Here is a 16,873-nt window from a genome sequence, read left to right as displayed (position 1 = left end):
TTGCCCTACAAGGATGGCGCGTTTTGGCATACGCAGCGGCAAGCTGTCAGCCAGAAGCAGCAAGCAAAGGCAAAAGCGCTGAAACCATGTGTCGCAAATGGGTATGCGAACACTAAACCAGTGGGAGCGAGCAAGCTCCCACTGGTTTAGAGGAGTTTGTGTTCCATCGCGTACTTCACCAGTTCCGCCAGCGAATTGATGTTGAGTTTCTGCATCAACCGCGCCTTGTGGGTGCTGATGGTCTTGCTGCTCAACGCCAATTGCTGGGCGATGTCGTTGACGTTCGCCCCCTGGGCCAAGCGTTCGAACACTGAAAACTCACGTTCCGACAGCAGCGAGTGCAAGGGCCGCGAATCGGTCAGGCCGACTTCGAAGACCATCCGGTCGGCCAGGTCCGGATCGATATAACGCCCACCCGCCGCAACCCGGCGGATGGCGGTCAACAGCAGGGCCGGGTCGCTGTCCTTGGTGGCATAACCTGCGGCGCCGACCTTCAACGCCCGCGCCGCCATTTGCGCTTCGTCGTGCATCGACAGCACCAGAATCACTGGCGGATTGTTCAGCGCACGTATCCGTGGAATCGCTTCGAGGCCGTTGACGCCCGGCATGGAGATGTCCAGCAGCACCACTTCACAGGGCACATGTCTCAAGGTCTCGAGCAACTGTTCGCCATTACTCGCCTCCCCCACCACCAGCAGATCCTTGGCCAGGCCAATCAATTGCTTGATGCCTTCGCGGACGATGGTGTGGTCTTCGGCTACCAGTACACGGATCACTTACTTCTCCTCATCCAACGGCACTCGCACGATCAGGGTCGTGCCCTCGCCCGGCTCACTCTCAAGCGACAATTGGCCGCCCATGATCAACACTCGCTCGCGCATGCCGACCACCCCAAAGGAGGTCGGCCTGCCCGCGGCTGCAACAAATCCTACGCCATCATCGCTGATGGTCAGACACAACTCATTGCCATCAAGGGCCAGTGTCAGTTCGACAGTATGCGCCTGGGCATGGCGCATGACATTGGTCAGTGCTTCCTGAAGGATACGGAACAAGCCAATCGCCTTGGCATCACTGAGCACCGGCAAATTGTCCGGCACCTGCACCAGACAAGGAATCTGCGTGCGCGCCTCGAAGCGACGGGCCTGCCATTCAATGGCCGAGGCAATCCCGGCATCAAGAATCGGTGGCCGCAACGCTGTCGCCACATCACGCACCAGCTGGAACAACTGCGCGATCAGGCGCTTCATGCTGTTCAGGCGTTCGTTCAGACCGGGGTCGAGCTGGGCGTAGGCCAGTTCGCACATGGACGTTTCCAGTTTGAGCACGGTCAACATCTGCCCCAGCTCGTCGTGGACTTCCCGCGCGATGCGGGCCTTTTCCTCTTCACGCACGCTCTCCAGGTGCGCGGACAACTCCCGCAGTTGCTCCCGGGAACTGGCCAGCTCCAGTTCGATGCGTTTGCTCTCGCTGATGTCCCAGACGATGCCATCCCATACGTACGCGCCGTCCTCGAGTCGCCGGGTAATCGCCTTGATTTCCGCCCAGCGTTGCTCGCCCTGACGGGTCAGGATTCGCCCTTGCCATGACCAGTCGCTGTCGGTGTCCAGGGCGTGGTCCTGGGTCTGGTGATAGCTGGCCTTGTCGTCCGGGTGCACCAGGCTGCGCAGGCCTTTGTCGCGATGGGCCAGGGTGGCCGGCGAGTACCCCACCAGACTCTCGCTGCCTTCACTGATATAGGCAAAATCGATCTGCCCGGTCACCGGCGCCCGCTCAAGGCGAAAGACCAGTCCAGGCACATTCGCCGCGATCCCTTGCAGCCGCGCTTCGCTTTCCTGCAGTGCGGCCAGGGCACGGCGGCGCTCGGTGACATCGGTGAGGTAAACCACCAGGTATTCGCCATCGCGAAAACGCAGGAAACTCAGCGAGACGTCGGCCGGCAGGATGCTGCCGTCGGCCCGCAGGCAATTGGTTTCGAAACTTTGCGGGGCGTCGTCGCTGGCCCTGGCGAGTTTCCACAGGTTCAACCAGCGATCCATGTTCAGACCGGGCTCGAAGTCGATCAGGGGGCGATCGATGATTCCCCCCGATGAATAGCCCAACATGCTTTCGGCCGCTCGGTTGGCATAGCGCACATGACTGTCCCAATTGACCCAGAGGATGCCGACGGTGCTCTGATCGATGGAAAACTGCGTCAGCCGCAAGGCTTCTTCACTCGCGGCACGCAAGGCAATGTCTTGCTGCGCTGCCGCCAGTCGTTGCTCCAGGCTGAGCTGCTGACGGCGCTGCCAAAACACGATGGCCATGCTGCTCAATGCCAACACCAGCAACAGCAGGCAAAGGTTTTGCCAGAAGCCCGGTGTTTCGGTAAGCCGCGGGTACTTGGGCTGAAGCCATTGGTTGTGCAGGGTCTCCAGATCCTTGGCCGGGATTGCCCGCAATGCGCTTTCGACGATGCCTGCCAACTCCGGCAGGTCGCGCCGCGTCGCGATTCGCAACAGTTGGGGCAAGCCGATGTCGCCCACGACGACCAGCCCGGCGAACTCCGGCTCGACAGACAGACGCCCCAATTGCGCCTCATCGACGACGGCGTAGGCCGCTTGCTGACTCAACAACAATTGCAACGCCTGACGCTCGACCGGAACGCCCTGCAGGTTTAAATGCGGGTAGTTGCTGCGCAGGTAATCGGCAGTGACGCTGGGCATGCGTATCGCGACGCGGGTCTGGCTGTCGAGTTTTTCCAGCTCGACCGCGCCGGTGCTTTTCTGGTCGCTGACCACCAATTGAGGCACGCGCATGTATGGGTCGGAAAACTGCCAGAGGCGCAGACCACCAGGCGTCTGGGTCAGCCCTGGCGCGATGTCGATTTCGCCCTGGCGCGCAGCGGCTTCCAACTGCTCAAGGTCGGGAAAGTTACGCCAGGTCAGTTCGACCTTGAGCGACTTGGCCAGCCATTTCATCAGCTCGACGTTAACCCCGGACAGCCGCTGCAAGCGGCGATCGTATTGCGCATAGGGCGCTTGCAACACCAGCCCGACCCGCAATTCTCCTTGCCGGGCCAGCCACTGTTGCTGCTTGGGCGACAAGATTGCAACGTGCGCCGGGGGCATGACTGCCGCCCAGCCCATCAAGGGAAACCACAAACAGCCGATAACCCACAGGCAGCGAAAACGCATCATCGAACTCTCACACACTGACAAATACTGACCAACCCATTAGGCTGCCGGAATTACTTCTGGCCTGGAATATCCGATGCCCCCTGTCTACCGCCTGGCACTGCCAGCATTGTGCCTGTCGCTGATCCTGCCTTGCGCTTTTTCGGTCGAAGCTGCCGACCCGGCACCCGATGCCGCGCAAAAGCCCGCCGAAGAAAAACCGGTCGAACGCCAGCCCTTGCCTGAGCGTAGTCAGGAAGAAGCGACAGCACTCGAGCGAAAAATCCCGGCTCAGGAACAGCAGCAACTGCAAGCGGGCGGCGATACCTTCCTGGCCTTGTGGAAACCGGCCAATACGGCCGAACCCAAAGGTGCAGTGATTATCATCCCGGGCGCGGGCGAAACCGTTGACTGGCCTCAAGCGATCGGCCCTTTACGGCGCAACTTGCCGAACGCCGCGTGGAGCAGCCTGAGTATCACCTTGCCGGACCTGCAAAGCGATGCCATTGCGCCGCGCATCGTTGAAGTGGCGCCAGCCCCCAAGGCGGCGGACACCGGCAGCAAGGATTCGACCACCGCGCCCCCCATCGAACAGGCGGCTGGTGGCGAAGCGGACGTGGCCGACAAGGCGATCGCCGAAACCACGGAAGAGCAGGCCAAGGCTGATGCCGAGCGAATCTTCGCCCGTATCGACGCTGCGATTGCGTTCGCTGAACAGCAAAGCGCGCGCAGCATCGTCGTATTGGGACACGGCACTGGCGCTTACTGGGCGGCACGCTACCTGAGCGAAAAACAGACATCGCAGGTCGAGCGGTTCGTCATGGTTGCCGCGCAGACGCCGGTTCAAGCGAAACCCGAACTGGACGAACTCACGCCAACCCTGAAACTGCCTACCGCCGACATTTACTACAAGGACAAACCCCTGGACCGCGACGCGGCGCTCGCCCGTTTGCAGGCCAGCAAACGCTTGAAGTCTTCGGCGTTTAGCCAGGTGTCGCTCAAGGCATTACCGGGCAATGCCAAGGCGGAGCAGGAACAATTGGTGCGCCGGGTTCGGGGTTGGTTAAGTCCACAAACCGCAGCAGACTGAGTGACCGGGTCGCCTGTATCGCGGGCTTGCCAGCGATACAGGCATCACGAGCCATACATACCGTTGCCGCTATCAAAAATCCCGCCGCTGACGAATCAGCATATAAGCACCCTGCAATTCACGAGTTTTCTCGGTCGCTTCGCGGACCTGAAGTTCCGTCGCCCCCCTTCCGGCGACTTTGTCCGGATGATGACGACTGAGCAGGCGGCGATAGGCTCGCTTGATCTGCGCCGGCTCAGTGGTGGCTGACACGCCCAACAGCCGCATGGCGTCTTGATAGGTGGCTGCTTTGTTCGCCACCGATCGCTTTTGCGGCTCATAGTCCGCCGCCAACGCCTGCACCTGATGCGACCGCCAGCCCAGCCACCGCCCCCATTGAGCAATCAGCTCCCGCTCACGGGTGCCGGCCCGGCCGTCCGCCCAGATCATCCGCCAACAGGCGCGCAATACCCCTTCTGCCGCATGGGGTTGCGCACTCAAGCGGCGCAGGTAACCACGCAACCGATCATTGCCCGACTTGCCGCGATTGAACGCTGCTATCGCCCGACGCTGAGCCGATTCGTTCATCTCCAGCGCCCGCATTTCCTGCCGCGCCTGTTGAATATGGCCATCCACAACCTGCCCGTCGCTCTTGGCCAATCGCCCCAACAAAACAAACAACAGTTCATCGTTGCGCAGCGCCGGGCGGCCACCAAGCTTTTCAAGCAAGTGCCCCCAGCTCTGCAAGTGCAGGCGCCGGTCCAGCGCCTGCCCCAACAATGCACCCAGCATGGCCCCAGGAATGCTGGCGATGGCAAAACCCGCTCCGGCTCCAATCAGAGTCCCTGGCCACAGCATGTCAGCGTCTCGCTTCAATCAGGGTTTCGACTTGCGCCAATCGCTCGTGAGTGCCGACATCGACCCACTGCCCGTTCAGCCGTTCGCCGGACACTTGTCCGTTCGCCATTGCCGAGCGCAGTAACGGTGCCAGTTTGAACGCCCCGGCAGAGCAGCCTTCGAACAACTGCGGATGTAGCACTGCGATACCGCTGTAGGTCAGCGTGGGCGCATCCGCTTGACTGTCGCGCACCTGCCCGTCGATCAACTGGAAGTCCCCGGCCGGATGGTGGTCCGGGTTGTTCGCCAGCACCAGGTGAGCCAGACCGACAATCGGCTGATGCAACACGCTGAAGTCGTAATCGGTCCAGATATCGCCGTTGACCACCACAAAAGCCTCATCACCCAACAACGGCAATGCGCGGAAAATCCCGCCTCCAGTTTCCAGCGGCTCCCCTTCCGGCGAATACTGAATGTGCACACCGTACCGCGAGCCATCGCCCAGATAGTCTTCGATCTGCTGGCCCAGCCAGGCATGATTGATCACGATTTCGTCAAACCCGGCCGCCGCCAGGGCACGCAGGTGATACTCGATCAGGGGCACCCCACCTGCACGGACCAGCGGCTTTGGCGTGGTCAGCGTCAGGGGGCGCATGCGCTCGCCCTTGCCTGCTGCCAGAATCATTGCCTTCATGCCATGACTCCAGCACGCAGACTGGCCAGCAACACGTCCAGCTCAGCCAACTCCGGACGACGCGCGATCACGGCCTCTATATAAGAAAAGAATCGCGGAACATCGGACAGGTAACGTGGCTTGCCGTCGCGGTGACAGATGCGGGCGAAGATGCCGATCACTTTCAGGTGTCGTTGCACGCCCATCAAATCACTGGCACGCAGGAAATCCTCGAAGTCGGGCTGAACCGGAATATTCAACGCCGCCGCTTGCTGCCAGTAACTCTCCAGCCAGCCACGCACGCGCTCCTCGGGCCAACTGAGGAAGGCATCCTTGAACAGACAAGTCACGTCATAAGTCACCGGGCCATACACAGCGTCCTGGAAATCCAGCACACCGGGGTTCGGTTCGCTGAGCATCAGGTTGCGTGGCATATAGTCACGGTGTATGAGGACTTTCGGCTGGGCCAGTGCGCTGTCGATCAACAGGTCGCTGACCTGCTGCCAAAGCACTTGCTGAGCGGCGTCGAACTCGATGCCCAGCTCGCGTTTCACGTACCACTCGGGAAACAACTCCAACTCTCGACGCAGCAGCGCCACGTCATAACTCGGTAGTGGCGCAACCATCGGCAACTGTTGAAACGCCAGCAGTGCTTGCAGCGCATCGGTGAACAAATCGTCGGCGTTTTCGCTGTCGATGACATCCAGATACGTCTTGTTGCCCAAGTCATTGAGCAAAAGAAAACCGCGCTCGAGGTCCTCGGCATAAATTTTCGGCACATTTATTCCGGATTTCGCCAGTAAAAAAGCGATATCCACGAAGGGTTTGCAGTTTTCCTGAGGCGGCGGGGCATCCATCACGATGAAACTTTTTCCCGCACCTTCCCAACGAAAATAACGCCGGAAACTCGCATCGCTACTGGCTGCGGTCAACGTGGCCGGGGGTACGGCACCCCAACCCTGTTCTGTATAAAGGTTTGCCAATTGCTCATCGAGCCAAACTTTCAGGTGTTGCAAACGTACATCTTGGTCAGGCATTGCAAGGGTCTCCGACGGCGCTAGCCGTCAAGCGGGTCATGCTTTATTATCCAGCATCTTTTTCAGACCATCGAGAGGCGTGCGGCCCACACCGCGGGCAGATGGCACGCAGGAAGCCCGGACTAATAAGATGGCATTGAAATCCCCCGCGTTTCGTAAAAAATTTCCGTTGTTGGTAACCGGCAGTATGCTGGCCTTGCAACCTCTAGCCACTTCCTTCGTGGTCGCTGCGGAACAGTATGACTGCTCAGTCTCTGCTTCGGGTGCCTGGGCATGTGCGCCAAAGGCGCCGGCGGCAGCCTTGCCACCGCGTCCCGTGCATGAAGGCAGCGCAGTCAGCGCCACTGGCGAGACCCCGTCACAGGAAGGCACCAGTGAAGACACTGGCGCCAAGCCTGTGCTCGTGACCGAGTCCAAGGGCCGCGGCCTGAAGTCGCGTAGCGAAGACTATAGCCACCTCGACTGGGTTCCACGCGATCAGCTCACAGCGGCGCAATTGGCAGAAACCGGTCCTTATTGCTCTGGTTCCTATATCGAACCGATTCGTCCTGGCATGAATGACAAGACGAATAAAAGTGACGCGCCAACCTTTATCGGCGCGAAAGCCTCTCGCTACAAGCAGGATGAACAAGTCGCCACCCTGGCCGGTGACGTGGTCATGCGCCAGGGCAGCATGCAGGTCGAAGCCGACGAGGCCAACCTGTACCAAGCCGAGAGCCGTGGCGAACTCAGCGGCAATGTCCGTATCCGCGACAACGGCGCGCTGATCGTGGGCGATCACGCCGATGTGCAGCTCGACACCGGTGAAGCCAAGGTCGATAACGCCGAATACGTGATGCACAAGTCGCGTATTCGCGGTAACGCGCTGTACGCCAAACGTGCCGAGAACGCGATCATCCGCCTCAAGGATGGTACGTACACCACGTGCGAACCGAACAGCAACGCCTGGCAGCTCAAGGGTAACAACATCACCCTGAACCCGGCCACCGGCTTCGGTACTGCGACCAACGTGACACTGCGGGTCAAGGACATTCCAGTCCTGTACACGCCGTACATCTATTTCCCGATCGACGACCGCCGCCAGTCCGGCTTCCTGCCGCCGACCATCGGCACCGGCAGCGATACCGGCTTCATGCTGGTGACACCGTACTACTTCAACCTGGCACCGAACTACGACGCCACGTTGTACCCGCGCTACATGGAAAAGCATGGCTTGTTGATGGAAGGCGAGTTCCGCTACCTCACCAAGTCCAGCGAAGGCCAGTTCGGTGCTGCGTACCTCAACGACGAGGACACCGAGCGCAGCAAGCAGACCGATTACGAGAAAAACCGCTACATGTACAACTGGCAACACAAGGGCGGCCTCGATTCGCGAGTCTTCACGCAAGTCGATTACACCAAGATCAGCGATCCTTATTACTTCCAGGATCTGCAGACCGACCAGATTGGTGTGAAAAGCGCAGACTATGTGAACCAACAAGGCACCGTCACCTATCGTGGCGACAGCTACACCGCCCGCGTGAACGCCCAGGCTTACGAGCTTGCAACCGTTTCGAACATCACGCCGTATGACCGTCTGCCGCAGATCACCTTCGACGGTGCGCTGCCGTATCATCCAAACGGCCTGAATTTCACCTATAACACTGAAGTCGTACGGTTCGATCGCGACCTGAAAAATGGCACGTTCACCGATGAAAACGGCAATGTATCGCCGCGACTGGACACCAACGTTCAAGGTCTGGCACGCGCCAACGGCGATCGCCTCAATCTTGCACCGGCCGTAAGCCTGCCGCTCGACTGGACTTATGGTTTCCTGAAGCCAACGCTCAAGTACCAATACACCCAGTATCAACTGGACCTGGACAGCATCGGCAAAAGCCAGATTGCTGCGCAGACACCGGAACAGGACCAGCTCAATGGCACCTTCGGCAGCAACCAGAATCGTGGCGTGCCGATTGCCAGCATCGACAGCGGCCTGTACTTCGACCGCAACACCCAATGGTTCGGCAAGAACTATCGTCAGACCCTTGAGCCGCGCTTGTTCTACTTGTACGTGCCGGAAAAGGACCAGGAAAACATTCCGGTGTTCGACACCAGCGAATACACCTTCAACTATGCGTCGCTGTTCCGTGACAACCGCTTCTCGGGTTCCGACCGCGTCGGTGACGAGAACAAGCTGTCCCTGGGCGTGACCAGCCGCTGGATTGAAGACAACGGCTTCGAGCGTCAACGCGTCAGCGTCGGTCAGGCCATGTACTTCAAGGATCGCGAAGTCCAGTTGCCGGGCATCGATGCGAAAACCCGTCAGGATGCGCATTCGAACGTTTCGCCTTACGCACTGGATTACGAATATCGCTGGAACCGCGATTGGCGCACGACGGCCGATTACAACTGGGACCCGGACAGCCGCAGCCCTCGCTCGGGCAGCGCGATGTTCCACTACCAGCCTGAAGACAACCCGAACAAGGTCATCAACGCCGGCTATCGCTATCGTAATGACCAGGTCCGTTATGACCAGAACACCGGTAAATGGCAGGTGGGCGGCGGTGACTATGGCACCCCGGGCCAGCCTGGCTACGTGAAGGATTACTACAAAATCCAACAGCACGACTTCTCGGTAATCTGGCCAGTCGTGCCGCAATGGAACGCCATCAGCCGCTGGCAGTATGACTACAACCGTAACCGTACCCTGGAAGCCTTCGGTGGTTTCGAGTACGACAACTGCTGCTGGAAACTGCGCCTGATCAACCGTTACTGGGTTTCCTACGACGAATTCAGTCAGGAAGCACCGCAAAACGAAAAAGGCGACCACGGCGTATTCCTACAAATCGTTCTGAAGGGACTCGGCGGCCTCACCGGCGCCAAAGTAGAGAGCTTCCTCGACAAAGGCATCCAAGGTTATCGTGAACGTGAAGACCAAGCTTTCTGATTGTCTGCGCCCGCTGCTGCTGGGCGCGCTGTTCCTGGGTACCGCGGCCAACGCTGCGGTACAGTCCATCGATAAAGTGGTGGCCATTGTCGATAACGATGTGGTCATGCAGAGCCAATTGGACCAGCGGGTCCATGAAGTTCAGCAAACCATCGCCAAGCGCGGCACCGCCGTGCCACCGGCCAGCGTGCTGGAGCAACAGGTGCTCGAGCGCCTGATCGTCGAAAACCTGCAACTGCAGATCGGCGAACGTTCCGGCATCCGCATCACCGATGAAGAACTGAACCAGGCTGTCGGCACCATTGCCCAGCGAAACAACATGTCGGTCGATCAATTCCGCGCCGCGCTGACTCGCGACGGCGTGTCATATGACGATGCACGTGAACAGATTCGTCGCGAGATGGTGATCAGCCGCGTGCGTCAGCGTCGTGTGGCTGAGCGCATCCAGGTCTCCGAGCAGGAAGTGAAGAACTTCCTGGCGTCGGACCTCGGCAAAATGCAGCTGTCCGAAGAGTTCCGCCTGGCCAACATCCTGATTCCTACGCCAGAAAGCGCCAACTCTGACGCGATTCAGAATGCTGCCAAACAGGCTGATGCGATTTATCAACAACTCAAGCAAGGCGCCGACTTCGGTCAATTGGCCATCGCCAAATCCGCCAGCGAAACCGCACTGGAAGGCGGCGACATGGGCTGGCGTAAAGCCGCTCAACTGCCACCGCCGTTCGATCGCCTGCTGAGCACCATGGCGGTCGGTGATGTGACCCAGCCGATGCGTACGCCGGGCGGTTTCATCATCCTGAAGATCACCGACAAGCGTGGCGGCGAGACCCAGGTACGTGACGAAGTGCATGTGCGCCACATCCTGGTCAAACCAAGCCCGATTCGCGACGAAGAAAAAACCAAGGCCCTGGTTCAGTCGCTCTATACCCGCATCGAGGCGGGCGAAGACTTCGGCGAACTGGCGAAAAGCTACTCGGAAGACCCGGGTTCCGCCCTCAACGGTGGCGACCTGAACTGGATCGACCCGAGCGTTCTGGTCCCGGAATTCCGCGAAGTGATGTCCAAGACCCCGCAAGGTCAACTGTCCAAGCCTTTCAAGACTCAATACGGCTGGCACGTCCTGGAAGTCCTTGGTCGCCGCGCCACCGACAACACCACCCAGGCTCGCGAGCAACAAGCGATGACCGTACTGCGTAACCGCAAATACGACGAAGAGCTGCAAACCTGGCTGCGTCAGATCCGTGACGAAGCGTATGTTGAAATCAAACTCCCTGGCGCGAACCAGGCAGCGCAGTGAAACCCAAACGTTTTGCGCTGACACCCGGTGAACCAGCCGGCATAGGTCCCGACCTGTGCCTGCTGCTCGCCTCGCAAGCCCAGCCGCACCCCCTGATTGCCATTACCAGCCGCGACCTGCTCCTCGAGCGGGCCGCGCAACTGGGCGTGGCTGTCGACTTGCTGCCGGTCACTCCAGACGCCTGGCCAGATGCGCCCGCACCCGCCAACAGCCTGTATGTCTGGGATACCCCACTCAACGCCAAGGTCGTCGCCGGGCAACTGGACAAGGCCAATGCCGCTTTCGTCCTGGAGACCCTGACCCGCGCAGGCCAAGGCTGCCTGGACGGGCACTTTGCCGGAATGATCACGGCCCCCGTGCACAAGGGCGTGATCAACGAATCCGGGATCGCCTTTTCCGGACACACCGAATTCCTCGCCGACCTGACCCATACCGCGCAAGTGGTCATGATGCTCGCCACTCGCGGATTGCGCGTGGCCCTGGTCACCACCCACCTGCCCCTTCGCGAGATTGCCGATGCAATCACACCGGAGCGTCTGGAGCGGGTCACGCGCATTCTGCATGCCGATCTGCAACACAAGTTCGGCATTGCCCAACCACGGATCCTGGTATGCGGGTTAAACCCCCACGCCGGTGAAGGTGGGCACCTGGGCCATGAAGAAATCGACATTATCGAACCCACACTAGAGCGCCTGCGCGGCGAAGGCATGGACCTGCGAGGTCCGCTGCCCGCCGACACTCTGTTCACCCCCAAATATCTGGAGCACTGCGACGCAGTGCTGGCGATGTACCACGACCAGGGCCTGCCTGTGCTGAAATACAAAGGCTTTGGCGCTGCAGTCAACGTGACCCTGGGCTTGCCGATCATCCGCACATCAGTCGATCACGGCACTGCGCTGGATCTGGCCGGTAGCGGCAAAATCGATACCGGCAGCCTGCAAGTCGCCCTGGAAACCGCCTATCAGATGGCCGAGACCCGTTTATGACCGAGCAATACCAACACCGGGCGCGCAAGCGCTTCGGCCAGAACTTTCTGCACGATGCCGGCGTTATCGACCGCATCCTGCGCTCCATCCACGCCAAACCCGATGACCGCATGCTGGAAATCGGCCCTGGCCAGGGCGCGTTGACCGAAGGCCTGCTCAACAGCGGCGCACAACTTGACGTGGTAGAGCTGGACAAGGATCTGATCCCGATCCTCAACCAGCAATTCGCCGGCAAGAGCAACTTCAACCTGCACCAGGGTGACGCGCTGAAGTTCGACTTCAACAGCCTGAACGCCGCGCCGGGCAGCCTGCGAGTGGTTGGCAACCTGCCGTATAACATCTCCACCCCGCTGATTTTCCACCTGCTAAACAACTCTCACTTGATTCGCGACATGCACTTCATGCTGCAGAAAGAAGTGGTCGAGCGTCTAGCGGCAGGGCCTGGCGGTGGTGATTGGGGCCGGCTGTCGATCATGGTTCAGTATCACTGCCGTGTTGAGCACCTGTTCAACGTTGGCCCGGGCGCGTTCAATCCCCCGCCGAAGGTCGATTCGGCCATCGTGCGACTGGTGCCCCACGCCGTTCTGCCCCACCCCGCCAAAGACCACCGGCTGCTCGAACGCGTCGTACGCGAAGCCTTCAACCAGCGCCGCAAAACATTGCGCAACACCCTCAAGCTGCTGTTGAGCAACGCCGAAATCGAAGCCGCTGGCGTCGATGGCAGCCTGCGTCCCGAGCAGCTCGATCTGGCCGCCTTCGTGCGCCTGGCCGACAAGCTCAGCGAACAAGCCCTACAGAAGCCTGCCGATATCTGACAGACCTGACGCGTTATCGGATAGGACACCAGCGCCCATGTCTGGTTTACTATCCGATACTTGGCCTAGACTGAACTCCATCAGCTACGCCCCGCGTTCCGCTTCGTTTTTAAGGCCTCTTGCATGTCCGATCCTCGTTATCAGGTCGACGTCAGCGTCGTCACCCGCTATCTGGCAGAACAATCGCAACCCGAACAAAACCGCTTTGCCTTCGCCTATACCATTACCGTGCAAAACAATGGCGAGTTACCCGCCAAACTGTTGTCACGGCATTGGGTGATCACCGACGGCGACGGGCATGTCGAAGAGGTTCGCGGTGCAGGCGTGGTCGGCCAGCAACCGTTGATCGCGGCAGGCAAAAGCCACACCTACAGCAGCGGCACGGTCATGACGACTAAAGTCGGGACCATGCAAGGCAGCTATCAGATGATTGCCGACGACGGTAAGCAATTCGACGCCATCATCGCCCCGTTCCGTCTAGCGGTCCCCGGAGCCTTGCACTGATGGCGACATACGCTGTCGGTGATTTGCAAGGCTGCCTTGAGGCGTTGCAATGCCTGCTCAAAAAAGTCGCCTTCGCCCCGGAAAAGGATCGCCTGTGGCTGGTGGGCGATCTGGTCAATCGCGGCCCGCAATCACTGGAAACGTTGCGCTTCCTCTATAGCATCCGCGAATCGCTGGTATGCGTACTCGGCAACCACGACCTGCATTTGCTGGCCGCCGGCCAGAACATCGAACGCCTGAAGAAAGCCGATACCCTGCGCGAAATCATTGAGGCGCCCGATAGCGCCGATTTGCTGGACTGGCTGCGCCAACAAAAACTCATGCACTACGACGAGCAACGCAACGTAGCGTTGGTGCATGCCGGCATTCCGCCGCAATGGTCGCTGCGCAAGGCCCTCAAATGCGCTGCCGAGGTCGAAACGGCCCTGCGCGACGACAACCTGTTCGCGCCCTATCTCGATGGCATGTACGGCAACGATCCGGCGAAATGGGACAGCGACCTCAAAGGCGTGACTCGCCTGCGGGTGATCACCAACTATTTCACGCGCATGCGCTTCTGCACTGCCGACGGCAAGCTTGACCTCAAGAGCAAGGAAGGCCTGGACACCGCACCACCGGGCTACAAACCCTGGTTCCAGCACAAGGACCGCAAGACCAAGGACCTGAAGATTATCTTCGGTCACTGGGCCGCGCTGGAAGGCAAGGTCCAGGAGCGGGGCATCTCGGCCCTCGACACCGGTTGCGTCTGGGGCGGCGCCCTGACCCTGATGAATGTCGACACTGGCGAACGCCTGTCCTGCAAGTGCGACGAGCATGGCCATGCCGCCCTGCCGCCAGTCGCCTCACCCATTCCCGACACATCGCCAGCCAGCGCCCCGCGCTAGACTGCCTATTCAGCCGAGCCACAGGAGCCCGACATGAGCGAATTCAAACGTATCCCCCCTGAACAGGCCCAAGCCCTGCGCGAACAAGGCGCAGTGGTGGTCGACGTCCGTGATCCTGCAACTTTCGCGGCGCTGCACATCGCCGGCTCGAAGCATCTGGACAACCACTCCTTGCACGCTTTCATCCAGGGCGCCGACCTTGATGCCCCCACCGTGGTGGTTTGCTACCACGGCAATTCCAGCCAAGGCGCAGCCGCCTACCTGATCAGCCAGGGCTTCTCCGACGTCTACAGCATGGATGGCGGTTTTGAGCTGTGGCGTACGACGTATCCTTCAGAAACGGCGCAAGGCACCTCCGAATAATTTTTTTGTAACACGCAAGCCCCGGCTCCCGCGGGCTAGCGCGGTGGCAGACGAACGGTCTGCCACAACTAATTACGTATCTCGCCTTTACCTCCCGAATTCCCAACTATCCTTAAGCGCAGGCCATCCAAAACAGGGGAGAGCCGGTACACCGGCGCGCGGGTCATCGGGAGTAGCTTTCGGAGTCGTCAGCTTCGAGAGAGTTCTGGGGGGTAAACAGCGACTGCCTGTGCGGTAGCTGCCAGCATCGACTGAGTGATCCGGCGTCGGCTCCACGTATCGAGCGAGGTGACGTCATGAGTATCTTTAGCCACTTCCAACAACGTTTCGAGTCCACACGCCAGGAAGAACTCACGCTGCAAGAGTATCTTGAGCTGTGCAAAAAGGACCGCAGCGCCTACGCTTCCGCCGCCGAGCGTCTGCTTCTGGCCATCGGTGAACCGGAACTGCTCGACACTTCGACCAATTCGAGGCTGTCGCGAATCTTCTCCAACAAGGTGATCCGTCGCTATCCGGCCTTTGAAGACTTCCACGGGATGGAAGAATGCATCGACCAGATCGTGTCGTATTTCCGCCATGCCGCTCAGGGCCTGGAAGAGAAGAAGCAAATCCTCTATCTGCTCGGCCCTGTTGGTGGCGGTAAATCATCCCTGGCCGAGAAGCTGAAACAACTGATCGAGAAAGTGCCCTTCTACGCCATCAAGGGCTCGCCGGTTTTCGAATCACCCCTGGGTCTGTTCAACGCCACTGAAGATGGCGCGATCCTCGAGGAAGACTTCGGCATTCCACGGCGCTACCTCAATACCATCATGTCGCCGTGGGCCACCAAACGCCTGGCCGAATTCGGCGGCGATATCAGCCAGTTCCGCGTGGTGAAACTCTACCCGTCGATCCTCAACCAGATCGCCGTGGCCAAAACCGAGCCGGGAGATGAGAACAACCAGGACATCTCGGCACTGGTGGGCAAGGTCGATATCCGCAAACTGGAAGAGTTCCCGCAAAACGACGCCGATGCCTACAGCTACTCCGGCGCATTGTGCCGGGCCAACCAGGGCCTGATGGAGTTCGTCGAAATGTTCAAGGCACCGATCAAGGTGCTGCACCCATTGCTGACGGCGACTCAGGAAGGTAACTACAACAGTACCGAAGGTCTTGGCGCGATTCCGTTTACCGGGATCCTGCTGGCCCACTCCAACGAATCGGAATGGCACACCTTCCGCAACAACAAGAACAACGAAGCGTTCATCGACCGGATCTACATCGTCAAAGTACCGTACTGCCTGCGGGTCAGCGACGAAGTGAAGATCTACGACAAACTGCTGTTCAACAGCTCGCTGGCCAAGGCCCATTGCGCACCCGATACCTTGAAGATGCTCGCCCAGTTCACTGTGCTGTCTCGGCTCAAGGAGCCGGAGAACTCCAACATCTACTCCAAAATGCGCGTGTACGACGGCGAAAACCTCAAGGACACCGATCCGAAGGCCAAGTCGATCCAGGAATACCGCGATAACGCCGGCGTCGATGAAGGCATGAACGGCCTGTCGACCCGTTTCGCGTTCAAGATCCTGTCGAAGGTCTTTAACTTCGACCCGCACGAAATCGCCGCCAACCCGGTGCACTTGCTTTACGTACTTGAACAACAGATCGAACAGGAACAATTCCAGGCGGAAACCCGCGAACGCTACCTGCGCTTCCTCAAGGAGTACTTGGCGCCGCGCTACATCGAATTCATCGGCAAGGAGATCCAGACCGCTTACCTCGAGTCTTACAGCGAGTACGGCCAGAACATCTTCGACCGCTACGTGCTGTACGCCGACTTCTGGATTCAGGATCAGGAATACCGCGATCCGGAAACCGGCGAAATCCTCAACCGCGTGGCACTCAACGAGGAGCTGGAAAAAATCGAAAAACCGGCCGGCATCAGCAATCCGAAGGATTTCCGCAACGAAATCGTCAACTTCGTACTGCGTGCCCGAGCCAACAACAACGGAAAGAACCCAACCTGGCTCAGCTACGAAAAACTGCGGGTGGTCATCGAGAAGAAAATGTTCTCCAACACCGAGGACCTGCTGCCGGTCATCAGCTTCAATGCCAAGGCCAGCAAAGAGGACCAGCAGAAGCACAACGACTTCGTCACACGGATGGTCGAGCGGGGCTACACCGACAAACAGGTACGACTGCTGTCCGAGTGGTATCTACGGGTCAGAAAATCGCAGTAAGGCAGCCGCAAGCGGCAAGCTACAAGCCTCAAGCACACCGAACGGGGCGCTTGAGGCTGTTGGTGGCTCTGTTTGCCTTGAAAGCTTCAAGCTTGCCGCTTGAAGCTG

The 16,873-nt window shown here is 59.5% G+C and carries 14 protein-coding genes; 9 read left to right on the top strand and 5 right to left on the bottom strand.

Annotated elements, in window-relative coordinates:
* Nucleotides 1-146: 146 nt before the first annotated feature.
* Nucleotides 147-776, bottom strand: coding sequence for a response regulator (locus tag AC1Q6D_RS02795; RefSeq protein ID WP_103404091.1), 630 nt, complete (start codon nt 774-776; stop codon nt 147-149).
* Nucleotides 777-3,176 (bottom strand): PAS domain-containing sensor histidine kinase, encoded by a 2,400-nt coding sequence (locus AC1Q6D_RS02790; protein ID WP_103404092.1) that lies wholly within the window; start codon nt 3,174-3,176, stop codon nt 777-779.
* Nucleotides 3,177-3,249: 73 nt separating this feature from the next.
* On the opposite strand from AC1Q6D_RS02790, the gene AC1Q6D_RS02785 reads away from it, so the two are divergent.
* On the top strand, nt 3,250-4,242 hold the full coding sequence (locus AC1Q6D_RS02785) for an alpha/beta hydrolase family protein (protein ID WP_090466774.1): 993 nt from the start codon (nt 3,250-3,252) through the stop codon (nt 4,240-4,242).
* Nucleotides 4,243-4,314: 72 nt separating this feature from the next.
* Here the strand turns inward: AC1Q6D_RS02785 and AC1Q6D_RS02780 are convergent, their stop codons facing one another.
* The 3 genes from AC1Q6D_RS02780 to AC1Q6D_RS02770 are packed head-to-tail and all read right to left on the bottom strand — an operon-like array spanning nt 4,315 to nt 6,768.
* On the bottom strand, nt 4,315-5,079 hold the full coding sequence (locus AC1Q6D_RS02780) for a TerB family tellurite resistance protein (protein WP_047534126.1): 765 nt from the start codon (nt 5,077-5,079) through the stop codon (nt 4,315-4,317).
* A gap of 1 nt (nt 5,080) precedes the next feature.
* On the bottom strand, nt 5,081-5,752 hold the full coding sequence (gene murU / locus AC1Q6D_RS02775) for an N-acetylmuramate alpha-1-phosphate uridylyltransferase MurU (protein ID WP_103404093.1): 672 nt from the start codon (nt 5,750-5,752) through the stop codon (nt 5,081-5,083).
* Nucleotides 5,749-6,768: an aminoglycoside phosphotransferase family protein gene (locus tag AC1Q6D_RS02770; RefSeq protein WP_103404094.1), complete on the bottom strand. Its 1,020-nt coding sequence runs from the start codon at nt 6,766-6,768 to the stop codon at nt 5,749-5,751. Before AC1Q6D_RS02770 ends, murU begins: the two co-directional genes overlap by 4 nt.
* Before the next feature lie 130 nt (nt 6,769-6,898).
* Here AC1Q6D_RS02770 and AC1Q6D_RS02765 point away from each other — a divergent pair, with 130 nt between their 5' ends.
* The 8 genes from AC1Q6D_RS02765 (at nt 6,899) to AC1Q6D_RS02730 (ending at nt 16,765) form a co-directional block, all read left to right on the top strand.
* The gene (locus tag AC1Q6D_RS02765) at nt 6,899-9,697 is read left to right on the top strand and encodes an LPS-assembly protein LptD (protein ID WP_103404095.1); all 2,799 of its coding nucleotides are present in this window, start codon (nt 6,899-6,901) and stop codon (nt 9,695-9,697) included.
* The gene (gene surA, locus AC1Q6D_RS02760; RefSeq protein ID WP_177329335.1) at nt 9,672-10,994 is read left to right on the top strand and encodes a peptidylprolyl isomerase SurA; all 1,323 of its coding nucleotides are present in this window, start codon (nt 9,672-9,674) and stop codon (nt 10,992-10,994) included. Before AC1Q6D_RS02765 ends, surA begins: the two co-directional genes overlap by 26 nt.
* Complete coding sequence (pdxA, locus tag AC1Q6D_RS02755; RefSeq protein WP_047534133.1) at nt 10,991-11,980, top strand: 4-hydroxythreonine-4-phosphate dehydrogenase PdxA; 990 nt, start codon at nt 10,991-10,993, stop codon at nt 11,978-11,980. Before surA ends, pdxA begins: the two co-directional genes overlap by 4 nt.
* Nucleotides 11,977-12,795 (top strand): 16S rRNA (adenine(1518)-N(6)/adenine(1519)-N(6))-dimethyltransferase RsmA, encoded by an 819-nt coding sequence (gene rsmA, locus AC1Q6D_RS02750; RefSeq protein WP_047534137.1) that lies wholly within the window; start codon nt 11,977-11,979, stop codon nt 12,793-12,795. The genes pdxA and rsmA overlap by 4 nt, the downstream gene beginning before the upstream one ends.
* 123 nt (nt 12,796-12,918) lie before the next feature.
* Nucleotides 12,919-13,299, top strand: a complete 381-nt coding sequence (gene apaG, locus AC1Q6D_RS02745) for a Co2+/Mg2+ efflux protein ApaG (protein WP_090466770.1) — start codon at nt 12,919-12,921, stop codon at nt 13,297-13,299.
* A complete protein-coding gene (locus AC1Q6D_RS02740) occupies nt 13,299-14,183 on the top strand; it encodes a symmetrical bis(5'-nucleosyl)-tetraphosphatase (RefSeq protein ID WP_103404096.1) in 885 nt (294 codons plus the stop codon). The genes apaG and AC1Q6D_RS02740 overlap by 1 nt, the downstream gene beginning before the upstream one ends.
* A gap of 33 nt (nt 14,184-14,216) precedes the next feature.
* Nucleotides 14,217-14,546, top strand: coding sequence for a thiosulfate sulfurtransferase GlpE (gene glpE, locus AC1Q6D_RS02735; RefSeq protein WP_030130002.1), 330 nt, complete (start codon nt 14,217-14,219; stop codon nt 14,544-14,546).
* A gap of 296 nt (nt 14,547-14,842) precedes the next feature.
* Nucleotides 14,843-16,765: a PrkA family serine protein kinase gene (locus AC1Q6D_RS02730; protein ID WP_047534149.1), complete on the top strand. Its 1,923-nt coding sequence runs from the start codon at nt 14,843-14,845 to the stop codon at nt 16,763-16,765.
* Nucleotides 16,766-16,873 lie beyond the last annotated feature (108 nt).

The sequence above is a fragment of the Pseudomonas sp. MT92 genome, assembly GCF_058792515.1.
The sequence above is the reverse complement of the archived record's forward strand: the minus strand, read 5'-3'. Positions and strand labels throughout refer to the sequence as shown.